Annotated in this window: 18 protein-coding genes, 2 pseudogenes and 1 riboswitch; of the genes and pseudogenes, 10 read left to right on the forward strand and 10 right to left on the reverse strand. The window is 69.7% G+C overall.

Translation table 11 applies throughout. The annotated features are described in order from the left end of the window. Positions 1-73: 73 nt before the first annotated feature. From Q5762_RS22900 to Q5762_RS22910, 3 genes and pseudogenes are all read right to left on the reverse strand, one after another. Positions 74-866, reverse strand: a pseudogene (locus Q5762_RS22900) (NAD(P)-dependent oxidoreductase). A gap of 205 nt (positions 867-1,071) precedes the next feature. Next, a complete protein-coding gene (locus Q5762_RS22905; protein WP_315894083.1) occupies positions 1,072-1,515 on the reverse strand; it encodes a hypothetical protein in 444 nt (147 codons plus the stop codon). 62 nt (positions 1,516-1,577) lie between these two features. After that, a complete protein-coding gene (locus Q5762_RS22910; protein WP_315894084.1) occupies positions 1,578-2,093 on the reverse strand; it encodes a hypothetical protein in 516 nt (171 codons plus the stop codon). Between the two features lie 584 nt (positions 2,094-2,677). On the opposite strand from Q5762_RS22910, the gene Q5762_RS22915 reads away from it, so the two are divergent. Next, entirely contained in the window at positions 2,678-3,091 is a 414-nt protein-coding gene (locus Q5762_RS22915) for a hypothetical protein (RefSeq protein WP_399495240.1), read from the forward strand. Between the two features lie 17 nt (positions 3,092-3,108). Here the strand turns inward: Q5762_RS22915 and Q5762_RS22920 are convergent, their stop codons facing one another. From Q5762_RS22920 to Q5762_RS22940, 4 genes and pseudogenes are all read right to left on the reverse strand, one after another. Next, entirely contained in the window at positions 3,109-4,749 is a 1,641-nt protein-coding gene (locus tag Q5762_RS22920; protein ID WP_315894085.1) for an IS200/IS605 family accessory protein TnpB-related protein, read from the reverse strand. Then, entirely contained in the window at positions 4,742-5,317 is a 576-nt protein-coding gene (locus Q5762_RS22925) for an IS607 family transposase (protein WP_315894086.1), read from the reverse strand. Before Q5762_RS22925 ends, Q5762_RS22920 begins: the two co-directional genes overlap by 8 nt. Before the next feature lie 399 nt (positions 5,318-5,716). Continuing rightward, entirely contained in the window at positions 5,717-6,001 is a 285-nt protein-coding gene (locus Q5762_RS22935) for a DUF397 domain-containing protein (protein ID WP_315894087.1), read from the reverse strand. Continuing rightward, positions 5,983-6,829, reverse strand: a pseudogene (locus Q5762_RS22940) (helix-turn-helix domain-containing protein). The gene Q5762_RS22935 and the pseudogene Q5762_RS22940 overlap by 19 nt, the downstream one beginning before the upstream one ends. Before the next feature lie 162 nt (positions 6,830-6,991). On the opposite strand from Q5762_RS22940, the gene Q5762_RS22945 reads away from it, so the two are divergent. Beyond that, positions 6,992-7,342 (forward strand): hypothetical protein, encoded by a 351-nt coding sequence (locus Q5762_RS22945; RefSeq protein ID WP_315894088.1) that lies wholly within the window; start codon positions 6,992-6,994, stop codon positions 7,340-7,342. Here Q5762_RS22945 and Q5762_RS22950 read toward each other — a convergent pair. Both Q5762_RS22950 and Q5762_RS22955 read right to left on the reverse strand, forming a co-directional pair. Then, complete coding sequence (locus Q5762_RS22950; RefSeq protein WP_315894089.1) at positions 7,332-7,799, reverse strand: hypothetical protein; 468 nt, start codon at positions 7,797-7,799, stop codon at positions 7,332-7,334. The genes Q5762_RS22945 and Q5762_RS22950 overlap by 11 nt on opposite strands. Positions 7,800-8,050: 251 nt before the next feature. After that, a complete protein-coding gene (locus tag Q5762_RS22955; RefSeq protein ID WP_315894090.1) occupies positions 8,051-10,516 on the reverse strand; it encodes a YfhO family protein in 2,466 nt (821 codons plus the stop codon). A gap of 125 nt (positions 10,517-10,641) precedes the next feature. On the opposite strand from Q5762_RS22955, the gene Q5762_RS22960 reads away from it, so the two are divergent. The 3 genes from Q5762_RS22960 to Q5762_RS22970 all read left to right on the forward strand — a co-directional run bounded on the left by Q5762_RS22960 (position 10,642) and on the right by Q5762_RS22970 (position 13,417). Beyond that, positions 10,642-11,634 (forward strand): glycosyltransferase family 2 protein, encoded by a 993-nt coding sequence (locus tag Q5762_RS22960; RefSeq protein ID WP_315894177.1) that lies wholly within the window; start codon positions 10,642-10,644, stop codon positions 11,632-11,634. Between the two features lie 131 nt (positions 11,635-11,765). Continuing rightward, a complete protein-coding gene (locus Q5762_RS22965) occupies positions 11,766-12,410 on the forward strand; it encodes a SurA N-terminal domain-containing protein (protein WP_315894091.1) in 645 nt (214 codons plus the stop codon). Positions 12,411-12,430: 20 nt separating this feature from the next. Further along, a complete protein-coding gene (locus Q5762_RS22970; protein ID WP_315894092.1) occupies positions 12,431-13,417 on the forward strand; it encodes a nucleoside triphosphate pyrophosphohydrolase in 987 nt (328 codons plus the stop codon). A 7-nt stretch (positions 13,418-13,424) separates the two neighbouring features. Here the strand turns inward: Q5762_RS22970 and Q5762_RS22975 are convergent, their stop codons facing one another. Further along, positions 13,425-14,615, reverse strand: a complete 1,191-nt coding sequence (locus Q5762_RS22975) for a globin domain-containing protein (RefSeq protein ID WP_315894093.1) — start codon at positions 14,613-14,615, stop codon at positions 13,425-13,427. A 98-nt stretch (positions 14,616-14,713) separates the two neighbouring features. Between Q5762_RS22975 and Q5762_RS22980 the strand changes: the two genes are divergently transcribed. The 5 genes from Q5762_RS22980 (at position 14,714) to Q5762_RS23000 (ending at position 20,459) form a co-directional block, all read left to right on the forward strand. Beyond that, the gene (locus tag Q5762_RS22980; RefSeq protein WP_315894094.1) at positions 14,714-15,979 is read left to right on the forward strand and encodes a cytochrome P450; all 1,266 of its coding nucleotides are present in this window, start codon (positions 14,714-14,716) and stop codon (positions 15,977-15,979) included. Between the two features lie 113 nt (positions 15,980-16,092). Then, the gene (locus tag Q5762_RS22985; RefSeq protein ID WP_315894095.1) at positions 16,093-17,097 is read left to right on the forward strand and encodes a transglycosylase family protein; all 1,005 of its coding nucleotides are present in this window, start codon (positions 16,093-16,095) and stop codon (positions 17,095-17,097) included. Between the two features lie 259 nt (positions 17,098-17,356). Next, positions 17,357-17,532: riboswitch (cyclic di-AMP (ydaO/yuaA leader) on the forward strand. A 3-nt stretch (positions 17,533-17,535) separates the two neighbouring features. Next, positions 17,536-18,225, forward strand: coding sequence for a transglycosylase family protein (locus tag Q5762_RS22990; protein WP_315894096.1), 690 nt, complete (start codon positions 17,536-17,538; stop codon positions 18,223-18,225). Positions 18,226-18,604: 379 nt separating this feature from the next. Next, positions 18,605-19,891, forward strand: coding sequence for a phosphopyruvate hydratase (eno, locus tag Q5762_RS22995; RefSeq protein WP_315894097.1), 1,287 nt, complete (start codon positions 18,605-18,607; stop codon positions 19,889-19,891). A gap of 103 nt (positions 19,892-19,994) precedes the next feature. Next, on the forward strand, positions 19,995-20,459 hold the full coding sequence (locus tag Q5762_RS23000) for a septum formation initiator family protein (protein ID WP_315894098.1): 465 nt from the start codon (positions 19,995-19,997) through the stop codon (positions 20,457-20,459). The last annotated feature ends 6 nt before the right edge of the window (positions 20,460-20,465 follow it).

Consider the following 20,465-nt stretch of genomic DNA (forward strand, 5'->3'; position numbering starts at 1 on the left):
TGTTCCACGGAGAGCTCCATACCAAGAGACCCTGCCACACAAGATCAAGTAACGCTGACGGAATCACGAGACACTAGCCGGCCTGCCCCGGCTTCCTGAGCACCTCGGCCGGCGCGGAGATGTTGTGCGCCCCGTGCCCGGCTTCGACGGCACGCTGGAGCAGCTCGCGGAAGGGCTTGTGTCAGGCCACGTCGAGACCGGCTTCCCGGCCGAACTCCTCGTCGCCTGCGGCCCCGGCGAGGAACAGGTTCACGGAGGAGGCGGCCTCGCTGTAGTCGTGGCGGTCGATCTCGTCGCCGAAGACGGGCAGCACCGAGCTGATCATCTCGAACCACTTGACGCTGAACCGCACCATGGACGCGGCGTCCAGCCCCCGCGCCTGGAGCGCCGCCGCGCCCTGGAAGAACCCGACGAGCGCGGGCAGCAGCGTGCTGCCGACGGCCGTCGCCGCCGTAGTAAAAGAGAGTCGTCTCGCCACCCACGGCGGACGGCACGTCCTTGACGGCCCCGGCGAGGTGACGCGCGCCGTGTTCGAGCGCCCACGCGTGCATCCGCCGGGCCCCGGCGGGCGACCCGCTGTTGAGGGTGACGAGGGCGCGCGCGGGGAGGGACGGGACGGCCGTTTCAAGGACGGAGATGGTGTCGTCGTACGTGGTCAGACAGAGAACGGCCAACGGACTCGCGGCAACGGCGTCCTGGATGCTCGGAGCGTGAACAGCCCCCTGGGCGACGAGGGTTGCGGCCTTGGCGGGAGTGCGGTTCCAGACGGTGGTCGGGTGTCCGGCGTCGAGGAACGCCTCGGCGAGCGCCCGCCCCATGGAGCCGAGTCCGACGACGGTGACGGGGGGCCGGGAGTGCGCGGGCATGGGGAAGCTCCTGAGGGTTGGCGGGTGGGTTGTGGAACCCATGCTGGGCGTCCCGTCATCCGCCGACAAGAACTGACTTTTTTGTCAGTGGCGAGGGAGGACCAGGCATCGCCTGGTCCTCCCTCGCCTGGCCGCAACCGGTAGCCCCCTGTTCTCTCACCGAGCGCGACAGCTACCGGCCAGGAGGTGCGTCCACGGCGTTCCCCTACAGGGGGCCGTCGGCGACCGCCACCCTCCAGGAGGCCGCACCGGACAACTTGACGGACACCGCCTGAGACTCCTTCTGAGTGATGCGCTCAGCAGCGTTCTCCACACCGTCACAGGGATGGCTGATCCAGGGCTCCCCACTGACCTCCAGGGAAATGTCCCCCGTGCCCTTGCAGACGAAGTGCACCGTGTACGACGCCTGCGGCGGTGTGAAGTCAGGAAGATCCATTCCCGCCTCGCCGTACATTTCCCCGATGAGGAGCTTCTTTCCCTTTATCTGTTCCAGTTTCAGTGCCGGGTCCGGATTCTGAGTCCGGGAGGAAGTGGGGGTGCCGGCAACGCCTGAAGTGTTCTGCTCCCCACCGGATCCGGATGATTCAGTACACCCCGTGGCCAGCGCAAGCAGCACAGCGCCAGCAGCCATCAGTGCTCTCGAACTCATTCTTCTCCCCATCGCCGATCGTTCCCGCCCCAGTGGGCAATCGTGACGCTACCGGCCCGCCTTTAGTAGTAGACCTTCCAGTTGGTCCGGTACGGCGCCCAGGCGTTGAAGTAGGTCTTGGTTCCGTACGAGCAGTTGCTGTACTGGTAGGCAGTCCACCCGGACACGTTCTCCCTCCAGTTGCCGAAGTCGCCCTTGAGTGTGGAGTGCGGCTTCACCGTACCGGAGACCTCTTCGCCGATCTCGGCGGTCATCGACTTCTCGACACTGCCGTTGACCTCCGCCCCGATCTTGGAGAATATGCCCGCCTTCAGCTCGGCCGACACGGTGATGGAGACGCCGAAGGTCGTCGTTCCCCCTTTCTTCGACGTGAACTTGAAGTTCTGGGTGCTCGAAGTGCCGTTGGTGACCGACGTCCGGTACTTCACGTCCAGGGTGTTCGCGGTGTTGGTCGGAATGGCCACCCTGTTTCCGGGCTGGCAATACTCGGCCTCCGGCTGCGGATCGATCGGATCAACCGGTGCCGCGCTGGCCGTCCCCATTGACAGCATCATCGCGGCCAGTCCGCCGACGGTCACAACCGCTGTCCTCTTGAACTGCATTTCTTCCCCCTCGTGGTCAAGTAACGTTCTTGGTCAAGGCGTTACTCGGGAGAAACCTAGCGGCGGGCGGTGGTATTCGCGAGAGAGTTCCAGAAATCTGAGGTTCATCTGAGGTGACAACTCGGGCGGAAGAGGTGTTGATGCCCGCGTACCCCTCTCGGTAATCTCTCCATTGGGGACTCGCTGAACGCACTATTCCGGTTTGCTGATTGCGGGGGACCCGTGGCCAGTGACGACCCGGCTCGCGGTGGGACGCGATCCGGTGAGGTGCGAGATCAATGACAAAGAACTGCGGGAAAGAACCCTCCCACCCCTCCAGCCTCCCCGGAACGCACGGGCGGGCATCCGTCACCCACACGAGCGAACTGTGCCAACTGGGCTGGGTTTGGGTCCGGTTGCCTGGCATATGCTCACGGCGACCCAACTGAAAACAGTTCGGCCCCCGGCCGGGACTCGCAATCCCGATCGAGGGCCTGACCAACGAGGAAGTGAACCCTTTCCCGACGGATACCCAGCACTTTAGCGCGCCCGCTCGTCGCGGGGGCGTCATCCACGTCAAGGTGAAGCACACCAGGCGCTTCACGGTGATCGGCAACCACCTGGCCCAGCACCAGGAACTCTCGCTGCTCGCGATCGGCCTGTCCACCCACATCCAGTCGCTCCCCGACGGCGCCGACATCTCGATCAGGGCGCTGGCCGAGCGCTTCCCGGAGGGCGAGATCCGCATCGCCGCGGGGCTGCGGGAGTTGGAGACACACGGCTATCTGGCCAGGACCCTTGAGCGCCTGGCGGGCGGCCGCATGGCGACACGCACGGTCTCGTACAACCGCCCGGGGGCGACGAAGCCGGACGGGCACTCTGACCCGGAGGGCCCTGTGCCCGAGCCGGACCGGGAGGGCTCGCCCCCGAGCCGGACCCGGAGCCGCCCCCCGAAGCCCAGCCTGCCCGAGGGTCCAGCAACGGACCTGGCCTGAGGGCCCACGAACCGTTCCTAATCAGTGAGCAGGAGTGAGTCTTGGACCCATGCCTGTGCACTGCGGACATCCCGAACGGTTTTGGGTGTCCTGGTCGCCCGCGTTCGCTCCGCGTCCGGTGGCACGGATCGTGTCCGTGGTCCGGGGATGCGGGGGCGGGTTTCCTCACGCCCTCGGGTGCCGCGTCCGGCCTGGGGGGTCCGATGCCCACGACGATCACTCTGGTCATCGTGGGGCGGTGCCGTCCGTCGCCGGATACGGTGCCCGAGGGCGCGTCGTCCGATCGCCACGGCTGCGGAGTCGTGGCGAGTGGTCTTGCGGTTCTTGCTGGTGAGGGGCTTGTGCCAGTGCTCGGCTCCCCACATGCTGGTGTAGGCAGGGTCCACGGCGACCACGGTGATGCCGAGCTCGGTGGCCATGCTGACGAGCCGGGCGCGGAGCTTGGCCACGGGCATGCCGCTGATGAGCTTGCGGAACTGCTTGCGCCGGCCGTGCTTCTCCCGTGTCTTCTCCGCGGTGAAGTCGAGGTCTTCGACCGCGATGCTCAGCCCGTGCCGGGCAGCCCAGTGCAGGAGTCGGCTGAGCGCGTGCCGCACCTGGGCGTCGCGGTGGTCGGCGGTGCCGGACAGGTCGTAGGAGAACCGGCGCGGCTCACCGGCCGGGTTGCCGTGCTGGTCGAGGCGCCATGCGGCGAGGTGGTCGGCGTTGGTGTCCACGCCGATCAGCCCGCCGGCACGGGCCTGGGCAAGGGGAACGGTCAGAGCCGGGGGGATCGTCCACGACGCGGTCAGGTACCAGCGCCCGCGCACCGTGTCGTAGTGGATACGGTAGGTCACCGCGCGGTTCGCGGTGACGCGGTCGGCCCACTCCTCGCCGCGGTGGTGGAACACCAGGGCGCCGGCGAGGACGTACCGGCCATGGGGAGCGTTCGCCAAGCGGGCGAGCGGAGCGGGCAGCTTGATGCTGATCTCACCGTCGGGGACGACGCGGATCGTCTCGTTCCCGAACCGCTTGCCCGACTCGCCGTCAGCGGTGAGGAACCACCGCTCGGTTTCCCACCGCTCACGCCACTCGGCCTCGGTGAGCTGCGCCGCCTTCAGGTTGTGACGGTTACGGACCAGCTTCTTCCCGCCCCGCACAACCCGTACCCGGCCCGCCTCACGATCGGTCCGCTCGGCGGTCAGGCGGTCTTCGAGCAGGTGCAGGCGCCGGGTCTTGGCGAACCACTCCTGCCGAGTGCGGTAACCGCCCGGATCCCGCTTGGTGCCCTTGGAGCCGACCGGTCGGGACAACCGGTGAGCGATCGTCCTGACACCGGCCTCAAGCTCTTGGATGTGTGCGAGCTGGGCACGCCGCGACAGCGCCCACTGATCGTGGCTGGTCTTCGTGATACTCCCGGCCCAGCGGGAGGACGACTCCTCGGTCAGGGCGCGCTTGCGCTCCGCCCACGTATCAGTGGAGTGCTCCGCGCCGTCTGCGCAGCGCCGTTTGAGATCCTTCGAGGCCAGCGACCCGAGGTGCGCGCCGACGAGGCGCAACACCTCCTCATCCTGCCCAGTGAGGCCCTTGAGGCGGGTGCGGATCGCAACCCCGGACGGGCCGAGCGCGACGAACGGCGCATCGATCGACCTGAGCTGCTTCTTCTTCGCTTCAGCCATGCTCGGCCGCTTCAAGGGCCTTGCGGGCACGGTTCTTCGCCGAGCCGCGGCCGTACAGGCGGGCACAGAACGACGTCAGCACCTCCACCATGTCCCGCACCAGGTCGTCTTCGACCTCACCGTCATCGAGCACAACCAGGCGGCGCCCGTGCGCGGACAGCGCAGCTTCGACCAGCTCGGTATTCATCCGGCCGAGCCGGTCCTTGTGCTCCACCACCACGGTGGTCACGTTCGGGTCGGCGAGAAGCCGCTTCGCTTTGGAGCGGGCTCCGTTCATACCGGAGCCGACCTCCGACTCCACGCGTACCACGCGCTGACCGGAGCCGGCAGCCCACCGGGTCAGGCGGGCAACTTGCCGTTCCAGGTCGGACTTCTGATCGTGGGCAGAGACGCGGGCGTACAGACCCAGGCCGCCGAGGTCTTCCGGAGCAGTATTGGCATCAATGTTCACCAGGATCGTGCGCGGCCCGACACGCTGTGCCGGGACCGGCAACGTCCCCTCCCGGAACCACTTGTAAGCGGTCTGGGGGTGGATGCCCTGTGCTTTCGCCCACTCCGTCAGATTCACCCCAAGATCCTAACACTCACTCAATCACGCTTGCACTCACTCAATCGACTTAAGGGGTGAACGGTTGACCACCCCGCCTGCTGCTGTCGGTACGGGACGTCCAGCGCCTGGCCCCCGGTGTGGACGACTGGTTCGCCCGGGGCGCCCACCCGGACGCGATCCGCCGCACGCTCATGGCGTGCCTCCCGGACCACCTGAAGTACCCGGCAGGCCTACTGGCCCACCGCCTGACGACGATGCTCCCACCCCCACTACCGCCGGCGCCCCCGCGCGCGGACCCCCTGCAGACCTGCGAAGACTGCGACCGCGCCTTCCGAGCCCCGGAACCGGGCCGCTGCCGCGACTGCGGATCGTCGGCGAACGCGCGGGCGGCGTGAGCGATCACGCAGTCTGGGCAGGTCAGGCCACGCGGGTGCCGTTCCTGACGCCCGCGACGAACGCGGCCCAGGCGGGCGCGCCGAAGAGGAGGGCGGGGCCGGTGGGGTTCTTGCTGTCGCGGACGGGGACGAGGGGGAGGCCGTGGGCGACTTCGAGGCACTCGCCGCCGTCCGGGTTGCTGTAGGAGCTCTTGCGCCAAGAGGCGTCCGCGAGGAGGTCGTCCGACACTTCGAGGCAGTTGCCGCCGTCCGCGTTGCTGTAGGAGCTCTTGCGCCATATGACGGAGCTCAGATCGACGGCTCGCACGATGCTTCCTCCAACGTCCGCGTGATGAACTTCCGTGAGTCGGCCGGGGGAAAGGGCCAGATCCCGGACGAGATCGTATCGGTGCTGGAGTCTGTCGACGGCGCCTGTTTCCTCGACGACTTCGCCGGAGTACGAGGTCTCCACCCAAGCCACCGTCCGGCCGTCCGTCGGCTTCAGGAACGTCACGTCCGTGTTCGCGAGGTCGTACAGTCCGGCGGAATGCAGAACCACCTGGATGGTGACATTCCGGCGGTCTCCCACCATGACGAGGTACTCCAACTGTTCCTGCCACTCCGCCCGAACGGGCAGCGGCGTGCGTAGCACCGTCTCCGGGAGAATCGTGCGGAACGTGGGAGCGTTGGCCCCTTCGAGTAGTGCCCGTCGCCCCAAGCGCGCCTCGACCTGCCGGGTCAGCTCGTCGCCCTCAAAGCCGCCGCCCCACCCCATCAGGGTGCGTGCGTACGCCTCCGTCTGGAGCAGACCTGGCATCACGTGGGGCGCGTAGTGCCACAGGCTGATCGCCTCCGCCTCCAGGGTCATGTACCGGCGGTACTGCTCCTTGAACTGCGTCGGGTCCCCGACCGCCAGCTCCCACAGGGCCAGCAGCAACCTCGGCGTCCCGTAATACGTGTCCAGCGCCTGGACCACCTCCGGGCCGCCCAGCGTCTCGCCCTTCTCCATCTTGGAGAACAGGGACCAGTCCCAGCCCACGACCTCGCCCAGCCGCCGCAGGCTCTCGCCGCGCTCCGTCCTCAACTTGCGCAGCTCCTCCGCGAACCGCTTCCTCGGTTCCTGGCTGCGGCCCGTCACCACCCGTCTCGCCGGCATCGCGCGCACTCCCTTGTGGAAGATGTGGAACTACCCGCGCGACGTGGGGAAGTACCGCCCTGCAGCGCTCTTCGTTCCTGAATTCGGGTTCATTCTCGTAGTGCCCGGATCACAGAGGGTAATTCACGAGGAGAGCGGGAATCTATGGAGTGCGGGGCTTTCATGTTCGACCAAGTGGCGTGCGTGGTAGGGGAGTTTCGCGGGAGCGTCGGCCCGTACGCCATGCTGCGTCCCGTCGGCGGCGGCCGTGAGTGGCAGGCCGATCCGCGCTCCCTCCGGCCGGCGACCCCGGAGGAACGGCTGAGCGCGGGGGTGAGGGCGGCCAATGCCCGGGCCCGTACGCGTACTGCCGACCTGAGCCGGCCGCCCGCGCCCGTACCCGGATGCGAGGCCTGCGCCGCCCTCGACGGGCAGCGGCGTGCGGCGCGGGTCGCCTACGACGGCAGCGCCGAGACGGACGCGAACGTACTCCTCCGTCGCCACCTGTGGCAGGACCACGACGTCACCACTTGAACAGCACGCCGCGCCAGGTCCATCCGCCTTCAAGGACCGCCGCCACCAGCGGGTTCCGCATGTCGCGGGAGTCGAAGCGGAAGGTCTCGACCTTCTGGCGACTGCCGTCGGGGCCCTGTTCGTAGCTCCACTTCCGGACGACCTGTGTGCTCCGCCCGCGGCCGTACTCCTTGCCGGGGGACTCGCGCGTCGAGCCCTCCCAGCGTTCGTCGAGGGTGCGTACCTCGCGGTTCTCCGGGACCAGGAGCATCCGGGTCTTGAGGGTCAACTTCAGTTCCGGTACCCGCCATTCCGCGACCAGGTCGGCCTTCTCGGCGGGGAGGGCGTTGCGGATGTGGAACGGTACGTCCGGGCCGTTGATCGCGAGCAGCGCGGCGCGTACGTCGGCCGCGGGCAGTGGTGCGACACCGCTGTCCGGGTGCGTGGTGCCGGTGACCTTGTCCCAAAGACGTCCCATGGCCAACGATGTTCCCACCCTGGGCGACGAGGGCTCATGCTGGGCTGCGTGACCACGATCCGTACCCCCCGCCGTCCGTGCCGGGGCTCGTTACGAGCGGCAGACCGCGGCGCCCATGCGGGCGCGTTCCGCACAAGGGCCTGGCCCGTACCCCGGGGCCGTTGCGCGTTCAGGTTCCCCGGGGTGGGCGTAGGGGAACGGGGCGGGTGGGCGCCGCCCCAGCGGAACGGCTGCCCACAACGGGGTGGGGGTTACGCGCCCAACTCCGACGACCGGTCGCCGCGGGCCCGACGCGCCAGCCACAGCAGCCAGGCCACCAACAGCGCCCCCGCAAGCCCGCCCGCGCCCAGGCCCGCCTTCAGGCCCGGTGGGCGGAAGGTGCAGGTCACCGAGGTCCGGTCGTCGGCCGACACCGCCACCAGTCCGCCGTACTTCTCCGCCGGGACGCCCTCGCAGGTCCAGCCCGCGATCCTCGGGGCCGCCAGCACGACCGTGCCCTTCGTGCCCGGGCGGAGTTCCGCGCGGATGCCGGTGTCCGTGATGTCCGTAGACACCGGGGCCGTGGACCTGAGGGCCTCGACCGCCGCCGCCAGGCGGGCCCCGTCCAGGCAGCCGATCTCGTGGTCCTTGGCGCGCTGGCCCTTCAGTGTCACCAGTGTGCCCGGCTTCTTCTGGACGCCCATCGACGTCAGCGCCGCCCGCCGCTTCGGCATCTCGCCCGTCATCTTGACCGGCTTGCCGCCCTTGCCGAGCCGCGCCGTCCCCCGGAAGTCCGGAGCCCAGAGGAACACCTCGCTGCCGACCGGGCAGGCCTCCCGCCGCCCCGGGAGCGTGTACACCTTCGCGCCCAGCAGCATCTCCTGGTTGCGGTACGGGGAGGCGCCGTAACGAGGCTGCGGTGCGTCCTCCGGACGTACCGTCACCAGCGGGAGGATCGAATCCGCGTCCGTACGGACCACCCGATCCCCCCGCCACCGCGCCCCCACGCTGAACAGCGCGTCCGTCACCGGGTTGTCCAGGCTCTGCAGGTTGCGCCCGCGCGAGGTCCAGCCGCCGCCGAGCGAGGCCAGGGTCTCCGTCAGGACCGACGGCGTGTGGCTGCTGTAGTACGCGGCGCCCTGGCCGCCGAAGAGCATCGGCTCGTTGCCGGTGATCTGCTCGCGGCCGGAGTCGGTGCGGTACGCGGGCCAGCCGTCGGCCGCGCCGAGCGCCGCCGTCCGCCTGTCCTGCTCCGCGCCCCAGGCCGGGTAGTCGTCGAGCCTGCCGAGCCGCTCCCGGTCCGCGTACGCCGTCGTCGCCGCTGCCTGCCCGACGAGCGCCCCCGACAGGAGCAGCGCCGCCACCACCGGGAGCTTCCCGCGCTTGGCCAGCCACAGCGCGCCGCAGGCCGCCGCGAGACCGAGCGCGAACAGCGGGTACGTCCAGCCGGTCACATGGGGACTGGCGACCGCGCCCACCGCGACCACGGCCACCGCACCCACGCCGCCGAGCAGCGCGCGGCGCCCTGGCCAGCCGTAGGAGAGGACGATCCAGGCCGCGATGACCAGGACCCCTGACAGCACGAACGTCTGCCGGTACGGGCTGCCGTTGGGGGTGGCGAAGACATGCCACACCAGGTGGGTCGGCCCCCACTGCATCGACACCGCGACCGCGACCGCGAACCCGGCCCACAGCCGCCGCTCCCGCCGCGGCACCGCGCGGTGGAAGAGCAGGGCGCCCGCGAGCAGCAGGGTTCCGGTGCCGAGGAACGCGGCGGGGGTGGTGAAGCTGTACGTCGCGGGCAGGAAGCGCGCGAAGAAGTCCGTCCAGCCCGCCGGCTTGAACTCGTTGGTCCAGCCCGGGTACGCGTGCGTGGAGCCGAGGAAGACCGGGACCAGGACCGGCGCGGCCAGGCCGATGCCGAGCAGCACGGTCACCACCGCGCGGACGATCACCCGGATCCGCAGCTCGTGCGCGATCACGAGGCGGAGCAGGAGTACGAGCGCGGCGCCGATGGTCGCCATGTACGCGGTGTAGAAGTTGCCGACCCAGCACAGCGTGACGATCAGCGTGCCGAGCAGCGGGCGGCGGCCCTCCCTGGCCCACTCGCCGACCAGGCACAGCAGCGGGAAGGCGATCAGGCCGTCGAGCCACATCGGGTTGTACGTGGCCTCCATGACCGACCAGCCGCACAGGGCGTACGACGCGCCGAGCACCGCCGCCGCCCACCACACGCCTGGCCGCATCCGCAGCAGCGTGAACGTCATGGCGGCCGCCGCGGCGGCCATCTTCAGGATCGTGACGGTGTAGACCGCGTACTCGATGTCGTCGCGCGGGAAGAGCGCCACCAGGAGCGCGAACGGGCTCCCCAGGTACGTCCCGAGGTCCGGCAGGAAGCTGGTGCCCCAGCCGGACTGCCAGTTGAGCAGCAGCCCGCCGTCGCCGCGTCCATGCAGCAGGTCCCAGAGGCGGGCGTGGTACGGGACGAACTGGTTGGCCAGGTCGTTGACCGCACGGCGTTCCGGGCCGAAGGGGAACGTACGGGCGACCGCGTCCCCGACGCACACCGCGAGCGCGGTCAGGAAGCCGGCGAGGGCGGTGGCGAGGGCGGTGGGGCGACCGATGAAGCGGCCGGGGGAGCGGGGTTCCGCGCTGGCGGGGTCGCTTCCGAGGCTGGTCGGGCCCGGTGCGGGACCGGTCGAGCGGCTCACGGCGGCCGGTGTCGTCTGAGCAGGCATGATGGTGCGAATATGCCAGTACGGAACACGAAAGTGTGATCCAACGGGGCCAGTTCACTCAATGGTCGCCTATCCGTCATGTTTCGAAACGGCCGTGGCCACTCGGGTGAGTTGTCGTGTTCCGCGTGCTGCTCTCGATCGTGGTTCCGTGTTTCAACGAAGAGGAGATCATCGGTCGCTTCCACGACCATGTGACCGCCGAACTCGCCCGTTTCGACGGAGAATTCGAGCTGGTCTACGTGGACGACGGAAGCCATGACCGGACCCTCCCTCTCCTGGAGTCGATCGCCGACTCCGACCCTCGCGCCCGTTACGTCTCCTTCAGCCGGAACTTCGGCAAGGAGGCCGCCATGCTGGCCGGCCTCCAGCACGCCGAGGGCGACGCCGTCGTCATCATGGACGCCGACCTCCAGCACCCGCCGGAGCTCGTGCACCGCATGCTGGCCCTGCACGCCGAGGGGTACGACCAGGTCATCGCCCGCCGTACCCGCAAGGGCGACCGGGTCACCCGTACCCTCACCGCCCGCGCGTACTACTGGGCGATCAACCGCCTGGTGGACGTCGAGCTGGTGGACGGCGTCGGCGATTTCCGGCTGCTTTCGCGCCGTACCGTCGACGCGATCCTCGAACTCACCGAGTACAACCGTTTCTCCAAGGGCCTTTTCGCCTGGGTCGGATTCCGCACCACGACGTTCGAGTACGAGAACGCGGTGCGTGAGGAGGGCCGGTCGAAATGGACCTTCGGGAAGCTGCTCAACTACGGGCTCGACGGGCTGCTCTCCTTCAACAACAAGCCGCTGCGCGCCGCCGTCTATCTGGGCATGATCCTGGTCTCCGTCGCGCTCGTGTACGCGGCCTGGATCGTCGGAGACGCGCTGGTCAACGGCGTCGACACGCCCGGGTACGTCACGCTGCTCGTCATCGTCACGGCGCTCGCCGGCGTCCAGATGGTGATGCTGGGGCTCGTGGGCGAGTACGTCGGCCGGATCTACTACGAGGTGAAGCGGCGGCCGCACTTCCTGGTGAAGGCGACGAACACGAACACGGACGTTCCGCACCCGAGGACCGCCACCACCCGAACGCGTGAGTCGTTGATCGAGACAGTCACGTCGAAGTAGTGGCCCCGGCCACGACGACTGCCTACCATCGATCACCGCAAGGTCGTTCACCCCGCCCGTCACCCGACCACCACCCCTCAACGAGGCGCTTCGCGCCGCACCTGTTGAATGACCCACGCCGGGAGGCTCCTTTGCACCGCCGCACCGCGCTCTCCGTCTCCGCCGCGCTCCTCGCCGCGGCGCCGCTGCTCACCGCCTGCGGCGGTGAGTCCCGCCCAGGGGCGGCGGCCGTCGTCGGCGGCGAACGGATCGAGGTGTCCAGCCTCCAGGCGCAGGTGCGGGACGTGCGGACGGCGCAGGAGGCGTCCCCGCAGGCCGCGCAGCTGATCCAGGCGACGGGCAACCTCAGCCGCGAGAAGCTGAACGTGATGATCTTCGACCGGGTGGTGGACAAGGTCGCCGCGGACAACGGGATCACGGCGTCGCGCGGCGAGATCCAGTCGACGCGGGACGAGTTCACCAAGCAGAGCGGCGGGGCGGAGCAGCTCGCGGCGACGCTGCTCCAGCAGCAGGGCGTCGCGCCCGACCAGATCGACGGGGTCGTCCGCCGTACGGTCCTGATGAACAAGATCGCCGCGAAGCTGGGCATCGCGAACACCCCCGAGGGCCAGAAGAAGCTCATGGACGTCTTCACGGCGGCCTCCAAGGACCTCAAGATCGACGTGAACCCGCGCTTCGGGGCGTGGGACGACGCGAAGATCCAGCTGGGTACGTTCACGGCGCCGTGGGTGCGGCAGATCAGCGAGGAGCCGACGGCCGTGGAGGCGGGGGCGTAGCGGGACGTAGGGTCGGGAGGGTGAACGCCGAATCACCCGTAGAGCCCGCCGCCGATCCTGGTCGGATCGTCCTCCTCACCGCCAGCCACCGCGTGGCGCCCGGACTGCTGTCCTGGCCCGCGTGGCAGGCGTTGCGCGGTGCCGACCGGGTGCTGTGCGCCGACGAGAACCACCCGCAGCTGCCGTACCTCCGCGAGGCGGGCGTGGCCGTGGAGCACGCGCGTCCGGCGGCTCAGGAGTTGGTCGAGGCGTGCGCCGGGGGCCGGACGGTGGTGGTGCTGCCCGGCGGCGAGGGCGACCAGGCGCTGACGGACGGGCTGGCCCGGCTTGCCGGCTCGGGCCGGGTCACGATGCCCGACCTGGAGCTGCTGCCCGGCTCGTACGACCTTCCCGGCGCCCGCCTCCTCGACCTGGTGCAGGTCATGGACCGGATCAGGCGTGAGTGCCCGTGGTCGTCGCAGCAGACGCACAAGGGGCTTGTGAAGTACGGCATCGAGGAGGCGTACGAACTCGTCGAGGCGATCGAGGAAGGCGACCGGGACGAGCTGCGCGAGGAGCTGGGCGACGTGCTGCTCCAGGTCGTCTTCCACGCGCGGATCGCGGAGGAGGACGAGGAGGCGCCGTTCTCCGTGGACGACGTCGCGGGGACGATCGTGGAGAAGCTGATCCACCGGCATCCGCATGTCTTCGGCGACGCGTCGGCGTCCACGCCGGAGGAGGTCAAGGAGCACTGGCTCCGGACCAAGGCGGTCGAGAAGCAGCGTGCCTCGGTCACCGACGGCGTGCCGCTCGGCCAGCCGGGCCTGGCCCTCGCCGCGAAGCTCGCGGGCCGCGTCCGCACGGCGGGCCTGTCGGTTCCCCTCCCTCAGGGCGAGGGCATCGGCTACGACCTCCTTGCGCTGGCGGCGACGGCGGAGTCCCAGGGCATCGACCCGGAGGCGGCGCTCCGCGCGGCGGCCCGCACGTACCGGGACACGATCCGCGTGACGGAGTCCCAGCAACCCTGACCCGGGGTCACCGCTCCTGGGGGGATCGGGCTGCCGGGTTGTGCCAGTGGGGAGACGGGCGGGACAGGAACCAGTCGCCGGGGCCCAGGGGGCGGTCCGGGCGGGTCGGGGGGACGCGGTCGTGGTGGATGCTGGACGCACCCAGGTCGTGCAGGGCCGGGAGGGTCTCCGTGAGGAGCTCCGGGGGACCCGCCACGTACACGTCGTGCCGCGGCCAGTTGCCGCATGACGCCAGTGCCCGCAAGAGACGTTCCGTCGCCTGGTCACGCGGGTGTTCCGGCGCGGACGTGATGTACGTGATCTTCAGGCCCGGTATCCGCTCCCGGAGCCGTTCCGCGTCCTTCCTTCCGTACAGGTACTCCCTCGACCTCGCCACCAGGAACAGGCGGGCCTCGGCATCCGAACCCGCGTCCTCCAGCAGCGCCTTCACCGGCGCCCAGCCCGTCCCCGCCGCGATGTACGTGCGCGGATCCCCCGGCGCCGTCCTCGACGTCAGCGTGCCGCCCGGCGCGCTCAGCCGGAGCGGCTCGCCCACCCGGAGCGCGTCCACCAGCGCCGTACTCATCGCCCCGCCCGGGATCCGGCTCACGTGCAGGTCCACCGTCCCGTCCGTGCGTAACGCGTTCGCCAGCGAGTACGTCCGCCACACCCGCGGCACCCGCAGCGAGCTGACGCTCACGTACTGCCCCGGCCGGTACGCGAAGGGGCTGCGCGGCTTCAGGGTCAGTACCGCCAGGTCCTCGCCGAGCCGCTCGTGCCGGACGACGACGGCGTCCCACCAGGCCGGCTCCCCGTCCGCCGCCGCCTCCTCGGCGCCCCGGAGCATGAACTCGGCGACGTACCCGTACGCCTCCGTCCACGCCTTCTCCGCCTCCACGCTCCACGCCGCCCCCGCCGCGTGCGCGAAGGCGGCGGTCAGGCTCGTGCCGACGGCGGCGTAGAGCGCCGGCGAGGCCAGGAACTTGCGGTGGTCCCGCCCCAGATGGGCCAGGTACTCCGGAAGCCCCGGATCCTCCAGCTGGGTCACCACATGGGTGAGCGCCGCGAACAGCCGGTCGCGCTGGGCCCCCAGGTCCTCGGGGAAGAGCTCTCGGACGCCCGGGTTGTGCCAGAACAGATGGGAGTAGAAGAACGCGACGGCATGCTCGGCCCGTCTCTCGACGACGGCGAACGTGCTTCTCAGCAACTGGGCATCCACGCGGGAGAATCTAGGCCACCCGCCTTCACAGGACGATCACATCTCGCGGACCGGGCCGCCCGGAGGCCGGTGGTCCACCTACCTTGTACCGTCTCAGGGTGAGCACCACCCCCGCCGAGAACCCCGCCGAACCCCCCGCCCCCGAGCTCTTCACCTGGGAGTTCGCGACCGATCCGTACCCCGCCTACGCCTGGCTCCGCGAGCACGCGCCCGTGCACCGGGCCAAGCTGCCCAGCGGGGTCGAGGCCTGGCTCGTGACGCGGTACGCGGACGCCCGGCAGGCCCTCGCCGACCAGCGGCTCTCGAAGAACCCGGCGCACCACGACGAGCCCGCGCACGCCAAGGGCAAGACCGGGATCCCGGGGGAGCGCAAGGCCGAGCTGATGACGCATCTCCTCAACATCGACCCACCCGACCACACCCGGCTGCGCCGTCTCGTCTCCAAGGCGTTCACCCCGCGCCGGGTCGCCGAGTTCGCGCCCCGGGTGCAGGAGCTGACGGATCAGCTGATCGACTCCTTCGCCGCCAAGGGCACGGCCGACCTGATCCACGAGTTCGCCTTCCCCCTGCCCATCTACGCCATCTGCGACCTGCTCGGCGTACCCCGCGAGGACCAGGACGACTTCCGGGACTGGGCCGGGATGATGATCCGGCACGGCGGTGGGCCGCGCGGCGGCGTGGCGCGGTCGGTCAAGAAGATGCGCGGCTACCTCGCCGAGCTGATCCACCGCAAGCGGCTCGACCCCGGCGACGACCTGATCTCGGGGCTCATCAAGGCCTCCGACCACGGCGAGCACCTCACCGAGAACGAGGCCGCCGCCATGGCCTTCATCCTTCTCTTCGCCGGCTTCGAGACCACTGTCAACCTGGTCGGGAACGGGGTGTACGCGCTGCTGCGGAACCCTGACCAGCGCGAGCGGCTCCAGACCTCGATCGCCGCCGGCGAGCGCGACCTCCTCGAAACCGGTGTCGAGGAGCTGCTGCGCTTCGACGGGCCGGTGGAGATGGCCACCTGGCGGTACGCCATGGAGCCGCTGACGATCGGCGGTCAGGAGATCCCGGCCGGCGACCCGGTCCTCGTCGTGCTCGCCGCCGCCGACCGCGACCCGGCCCGCTTCGAGGAGCCGGACACGCTCGACCTCTCCCGGCGCGACAACCAGCACCTCGGCTACGGCCACGGCATCCACTACTGCATCGGCGCCCCGCTCGCCCGGCTCGAAGGCCAGATCGCGCTCGCCACGCTGCTGACTCGCCTGCCGGACCTGCGACTTGCCGGGGATCCGGCCGATCTGCGGTGGCGCGGCGGGCTCATCATGCGTGGATTGCGCACACTTCCGGTGGACTTCACCCCTCTTGCGAGCTGACTCTCCGTCAAGACTGTGACTTTTACGTGATCTCCGCTGCATCGACTTGTGACTGACGTTCGAATGCCGCTACGTTCACCGTCACCTCACCAGTCACACGGAAGGCACTCCGCATGCGCTCCGGGAACGGTCGTCACCGCAGACCCCGCCAGGCCCCCGCCATCGTCGTCGCCGCAGGCGTGACGGGGTCGGCCCTCGCGCTGCCCCTCTTGGGTGCGGGCTCGGCATCCGCCGCCGACGCGGCCACCTGGGACCGGGTCGCCGAGTGCGAGTCGGGCGGCCAGTGGAGCGCCCACTACGGCAACGGGCTCTACGGCGGGCTCCAGTTCACCCAGGTCAGCTGGGAGCGGCACGGCGGCCTGGCGTACGCGCCCAGCGCGGACCTGGCCAGCCGGGCCCAGCAGATAGCGGTGGCCGAGAAGGCCCTCGCCGCGGGCGACCAGCAGTGGGCCACCTGCGCCCCGATCGCCGGGCTGACGAACGACGGCGTCAAGCCCGACGTCCACCCGGGGCCGGCTGTCACGCCCTCGGAGTCCACGGACCCGCTCCCGGAGTCCGACCGCACGGGCGGGCTCCCGACCGTCGACACCCCTCCGGAAGCCCTCGCGAAGCCCGAGAGTCCCGAGACCCCCGCCACGCCCGGGACCCCCTCGTCCACGCCGTCCGCGTCGGCCACTCCCGGCACCGGTAAGCACCGGGGTGACGCGGATCCGGAGGAGACGCTCAATAAGGACAAGTCGCTCGAAACCGGTCGCCACGCCTCGCCGTCCGACTCGCCGACCGGTGAGACGTCCGGCGCTCCGACCGACACGCCGACACCGGATGCCGCCGACAAGAACAAGGCCGCAAACCCGGACAGTGGGAACACAAAGGGCACAGAGGGCGTCGAGGGCAACAAGCCCGCCGAGGACATCTCGGATGCTATCGGTGAATACACCGTCAAGCCCGGCGACAACCTCACGGTGATCGCCCAGCGCAACGAACTCCCCGGTGGCTGGGGCGCCCTCTACGACGCCAACCGCGCGACGGTCGGCCTCGATCCGGACCTCATCCTTCCTGGCCAGAGCCTCGATCTCACGATCGGTCAGCCTGACGAGGCGGCAGCTGAGCGCGGGTAGTTCGGCCGTGAATGTCCGGTTCTGTGTAAGTGAGACATGGGTCTCTTTGCCTCAACTGGCGTGTCCCGTCCGCAAAATCTGCTTCCGTCGCCTCTCACCTGCGTAAATACCCTTCGCCCCGAGGCAAGTAGGGGCGTTTTGTCCCCCATGGACGTCTTTGAACTTCCCCCGGGTCTGTGTCTACGGTCGTCACCGCTCGCCACCGCGGGCCCCGTCGACCGAAACGCCGAATCCTGCCGTCGGCCGATGGGAACAGTCGTCGCGTCAAGCGCCGAAGGCAGGAGCGGGGGACCCAAGGTAAGTGCCGTCCCCGGCCGTTGAGACAGACGGCCGACGGAACGGCTTGGGGTTAAGCCGCGCGCTAGGTCGCGCGGCCGGGCAACTCACATGGCCCGAACCCGACAGCTCACCTCGTAGGCGTCGGTGAGGAGAAGTCCCATGCTGTTTTCCGCCAAGGGCAAACACCGTCGTCCCTCCAAGGCCACCCGCGCCGTCGCTCTCGCCGGTGTCGCCGGTGTCGCCGTCGCCGCCCCGCTGATGGGCGCCGGCACCGCCTCGGCCGCCACCGTCTCCGAGTGGGACAAGGTCGCCCAGTGCGAGTCCGGCGGCAACTGGTCCATCAACACCGGCAACGGCTACTACGGCGGCCTGCAGTTCTCGAGCTCCACCTGGGCCGCCTTCGGTGGCACCGCGTACGCCGCGAGCGCCGACCAGGCCTCCAAGTCGCAGCAGATCGCGATCGCCGAGAAGGTCCTCGCCGGTCAGGGCAAGGGTGCCTGGCCGAGCTGTGGCGTCGGCCTCTCCTCCGCCTCGCCGAACACCGGTGCCGTCGAGAGCGCCCCGCAGCAGGAGCGTCAGGCCGAGCAGCCGACGACCCGCAGCGAGCAGCGGACCGCCCCCAAGGCCGCGGCCAAGAAGACCGAGTCGAAGAAGACCGTCACCACCCCGACCGGCAAGAAGGTCAAGAAGGGTGACGGCGAGTACAAGGTCGTCGCCGGCGACACGCTGAGCAAGATCGCCGCCGCCCACGACGTCAAGGGCGGCTGGGCGAAGCTCTTCGAGCTCAACAAGGACGTCGTCGAGGACGCCGACCTGATCTACCCGGGCCAGCAGCTTCACCTGAAGTGAGCCCGGCGGCCCGTGTGAGTCCGGCGGCTCACGCGGGTCCCACGACCCTCCCGCGGTGACCACCCCGGTCCGGAGCACTCTTCCCCCGTGCGCTCCGGACCGGGGTTCCGCGTTTCCGGATCCGATATCCAAGATCCAAGATCCAAGATCCAAGATCCGTGATCCGATATCCGTGATCCGTCGCCCGACCGACCCCCGACGGTTACCGCCGAGTAGTCCTGAGGGCCTTTGGCCCCAGATGCGTGTCCTTGGGTCCTTTTTCGTCCCAGGGGTCGGGCGCCCGGCTGGCCGGAGCCTCGGAGCCGGTTAGGCTCTTGTCGCAAGGCCAAAGCGACCCTGCACCGCATGCGTCACATCTAGCGTCACATCCCAGAAGGAGATGCTCGTGCCGTCCATCGACGTCGTCGTAGCCCGGGAAATCCTGGACTCCCGAGGCAACCCCACGGTCGAGGTCGAGGTCGGCCTCGACGACGGCAGCACTGGCCGTGCTGCCGTTCCGTCCGGTGCCTCCACCGGTGCGTTCGAGGCCATTGAGCTCCGTGACGGAGACAAGAACCGCTACATGGGCAAGGGCGTCGAGAAGGCCGTCCTCGCCGTGATCGAGCAGATCGGCCCGGAGCTCGTCGGCTACGACGCCACCGAGCAGCGCCTCATCGACCAGGCCATGTTCGACCTGGACGCCACGGACAACAAGGCCTCGCTCGGCGCCAACGCCATCCTCGGCGTCTCCCTCGCCGTCGCGCACGCCGCGTCCGAGGCCTCGGACCTCCCGCTCTTCCGCTACCTCGGCGGCCCGAACGCGCACCTGCTGCCCGTTCCGATGATGAACATCCTGAACGGCGGCTCGCACGCCGACTCCAACGTGGACATCCAGGAGTTCATGATCGCGCCGATCGGCGCGGAGTCCTTCTCCGAGGCCCTGCGCTGGGGCACCGAGGTCTACCACACCCTCAAGTCCGTCCTGAAGACCAAGGGCCTGTCCACCGGCCTCGGCGACGAGGGCGGCTTCGCCCCGAACCTGGACTCCAACCGTGAGGCGCTCGACCTCATCCTGGAGGCCATCAAGCAGGCCGGTTACGCCCCGGGCAAGGACATCGCGCTCGCGCTCGACGTCGCCGCGTCCGAGTTCTACAAGGACGGCAAGTACGAGTTCGAGGGCAAGTCCCGCTCGGCCGCCGAGATGACCGAGTACTACGAGGAGCTCGTCTCCGCGTACCCGCTGGTCTCCATCGAGGACCCGCTGTTCGAGGACGACTGGTCGGGCTGGAAGGTCCTCACCGACAAGCTGGGCGCCAAGGTCCAGATCGTCGGCGACGACCTGTTCGTCACCAACCCGGAGCGTCTGGCGCGCGGCATCGAGGACGGCGCCGCCAACGCCCTGCTGGTCAAGGTCAACCAGATCGGTTCGCTGACCGAGACCCTGGACGCCGTCGAGCTGGCCCAGCGCAGCGGCTTCAAGTGCATGATGTCGCACCGCTCCGGCGAGACCGAGGACGTCACCATCGCCGACCTCGCCGTCGCCACCAACTGCGGCCAGATCAAGACCGGCGCCCCGGCCCGCTCCGAGCGCGTCGCCAAGTACAACCAGCTCCTGCGCATCGAGGAGATCCTCGACGACGCGGCCGTCTACGCCGGCCGCAGCGCCTTCCCGCGCTTCAAGGGCTGATCTGCTTCAAGGGCTGACCTGCAGGTCGCCCGGTTACCTACGTCCCCGCACCCGGTCCCGTACCGTGTGCGGGGACGTACGTACGTAAAGGGGAGGCGCGCACATGGCCCGGGACCGGTTCTCGACCGCGACCAGGATCAGGCTGCTCGGCGAGCAGACCGCCGCCCGTGTCTACCGCTCCCAGACCCGCCGCCAGGCCCGCCGCTCCCGGCTCACCGGCCGCGCGGCCTTCCTCGCCCTGGTCGTCTGCTCGCTGATCGTCGCGCTCGCGTACCCCATGCGGCAGTACGTCTCCCAGCGCGCCGAGATCGCCGAGCAGGAGCGCCAGGCCGCCGACGCCGCCGCGCGCGTCGAGGAGCTGCGGGACGAGAAGGCCCGGCTCCAGGACCCCGCGTACATCCGCCGGCTCGCCCGCGAGCACCTGCACTACGTGGTGCCCGGCGAGACCGGCTTCACCGTGAACGACCCCGAGGCCGAGCGCGCCCGGCGCACCGAGCAGGGCGCGGCCGACCGCCCCTGGTACTCCGACCTCTGGGAAGGCGTGGACCGCGCGGACGCGCCCCGCTAGACCACC

Source organism: Streptomyces sp. P9(2023) (genome assembly GCF_032436795.1).
Taxonomy (GTDB): domain Bacteria; phylum Actinomycetota; class Actinomycetes; order Streptomycetales; family Streptomycetaceae; genus Streptomyces.

Excerpts from the sequence above, each read along its gene's own strand:
- Q5762_RS22905 (WP_315894083.1), bottom strand. The coding sequence starts at position 1,515 with ATGAGTTCGAGAGCACTGATGGCTGCTGGCGCTGTGCTGCTTGCGCTG.
- Q5762_RS22920 (WP_315894085.1), bottom strand. The coding sequence starts at position 4,749 with ATGGCTGAAGCGAAGAAGAAGCAGCTCAGGTCGATCGATGCGCCGTTC.
- Q5762_RS22945 (WP_315894088.1), top strand. The coding sequence starts at position 6,992 with ATGTTCGACCAAGTGGCGTGCGTGGTAGGGGAGTTTCGCGGGAGCGTC.
- Q5762_RS22950 (WP_315894089.1), bottom strand. The coding sequence starts at position 7,799 with ATGGGACGTCTTTGGGACAAGGTCACCGGCACCACGCACCCGGACAGC.
- Q5762_RS22955 (WP_315894090.1), bottom strand. The coding sequence starts at position 10,516 with ATGCCTGCTCAGACGACACCGGCCGCCGTGAGCCGCTCGACCGGTCCC.
- Q5762_RS22985 (WP_315894095.1), top strand. The coding sequence starts at position 16,093 with ATGCGCTCCGGGAACGGTCGTCACCGCAGACCCCGCCAGGCCCCCGCC.
- Q5762_RS22990 (WP_315894096.1), top strand. The coding sequence starts at position 17,536 with ATGCTGTTTTCCGCCAAGGGCAAACACCGTCGTCCCTCCAAGGCCACC.
- eno (WP_315894097.1), top strand. The coding sequence starts at position 18,605 with ATGCTCGTGCCGTCCATCGACGTCGTCGTAGCCCGGGAAATCCTGGAC.
- Q5762_RS23000 (WP_315894098.1), top strand. The coding sequence starts at position 19,995 with ATGGCCCGGGACCGGTTCTCGACCGCGACCAGGATCAGGCTGCTCGGC.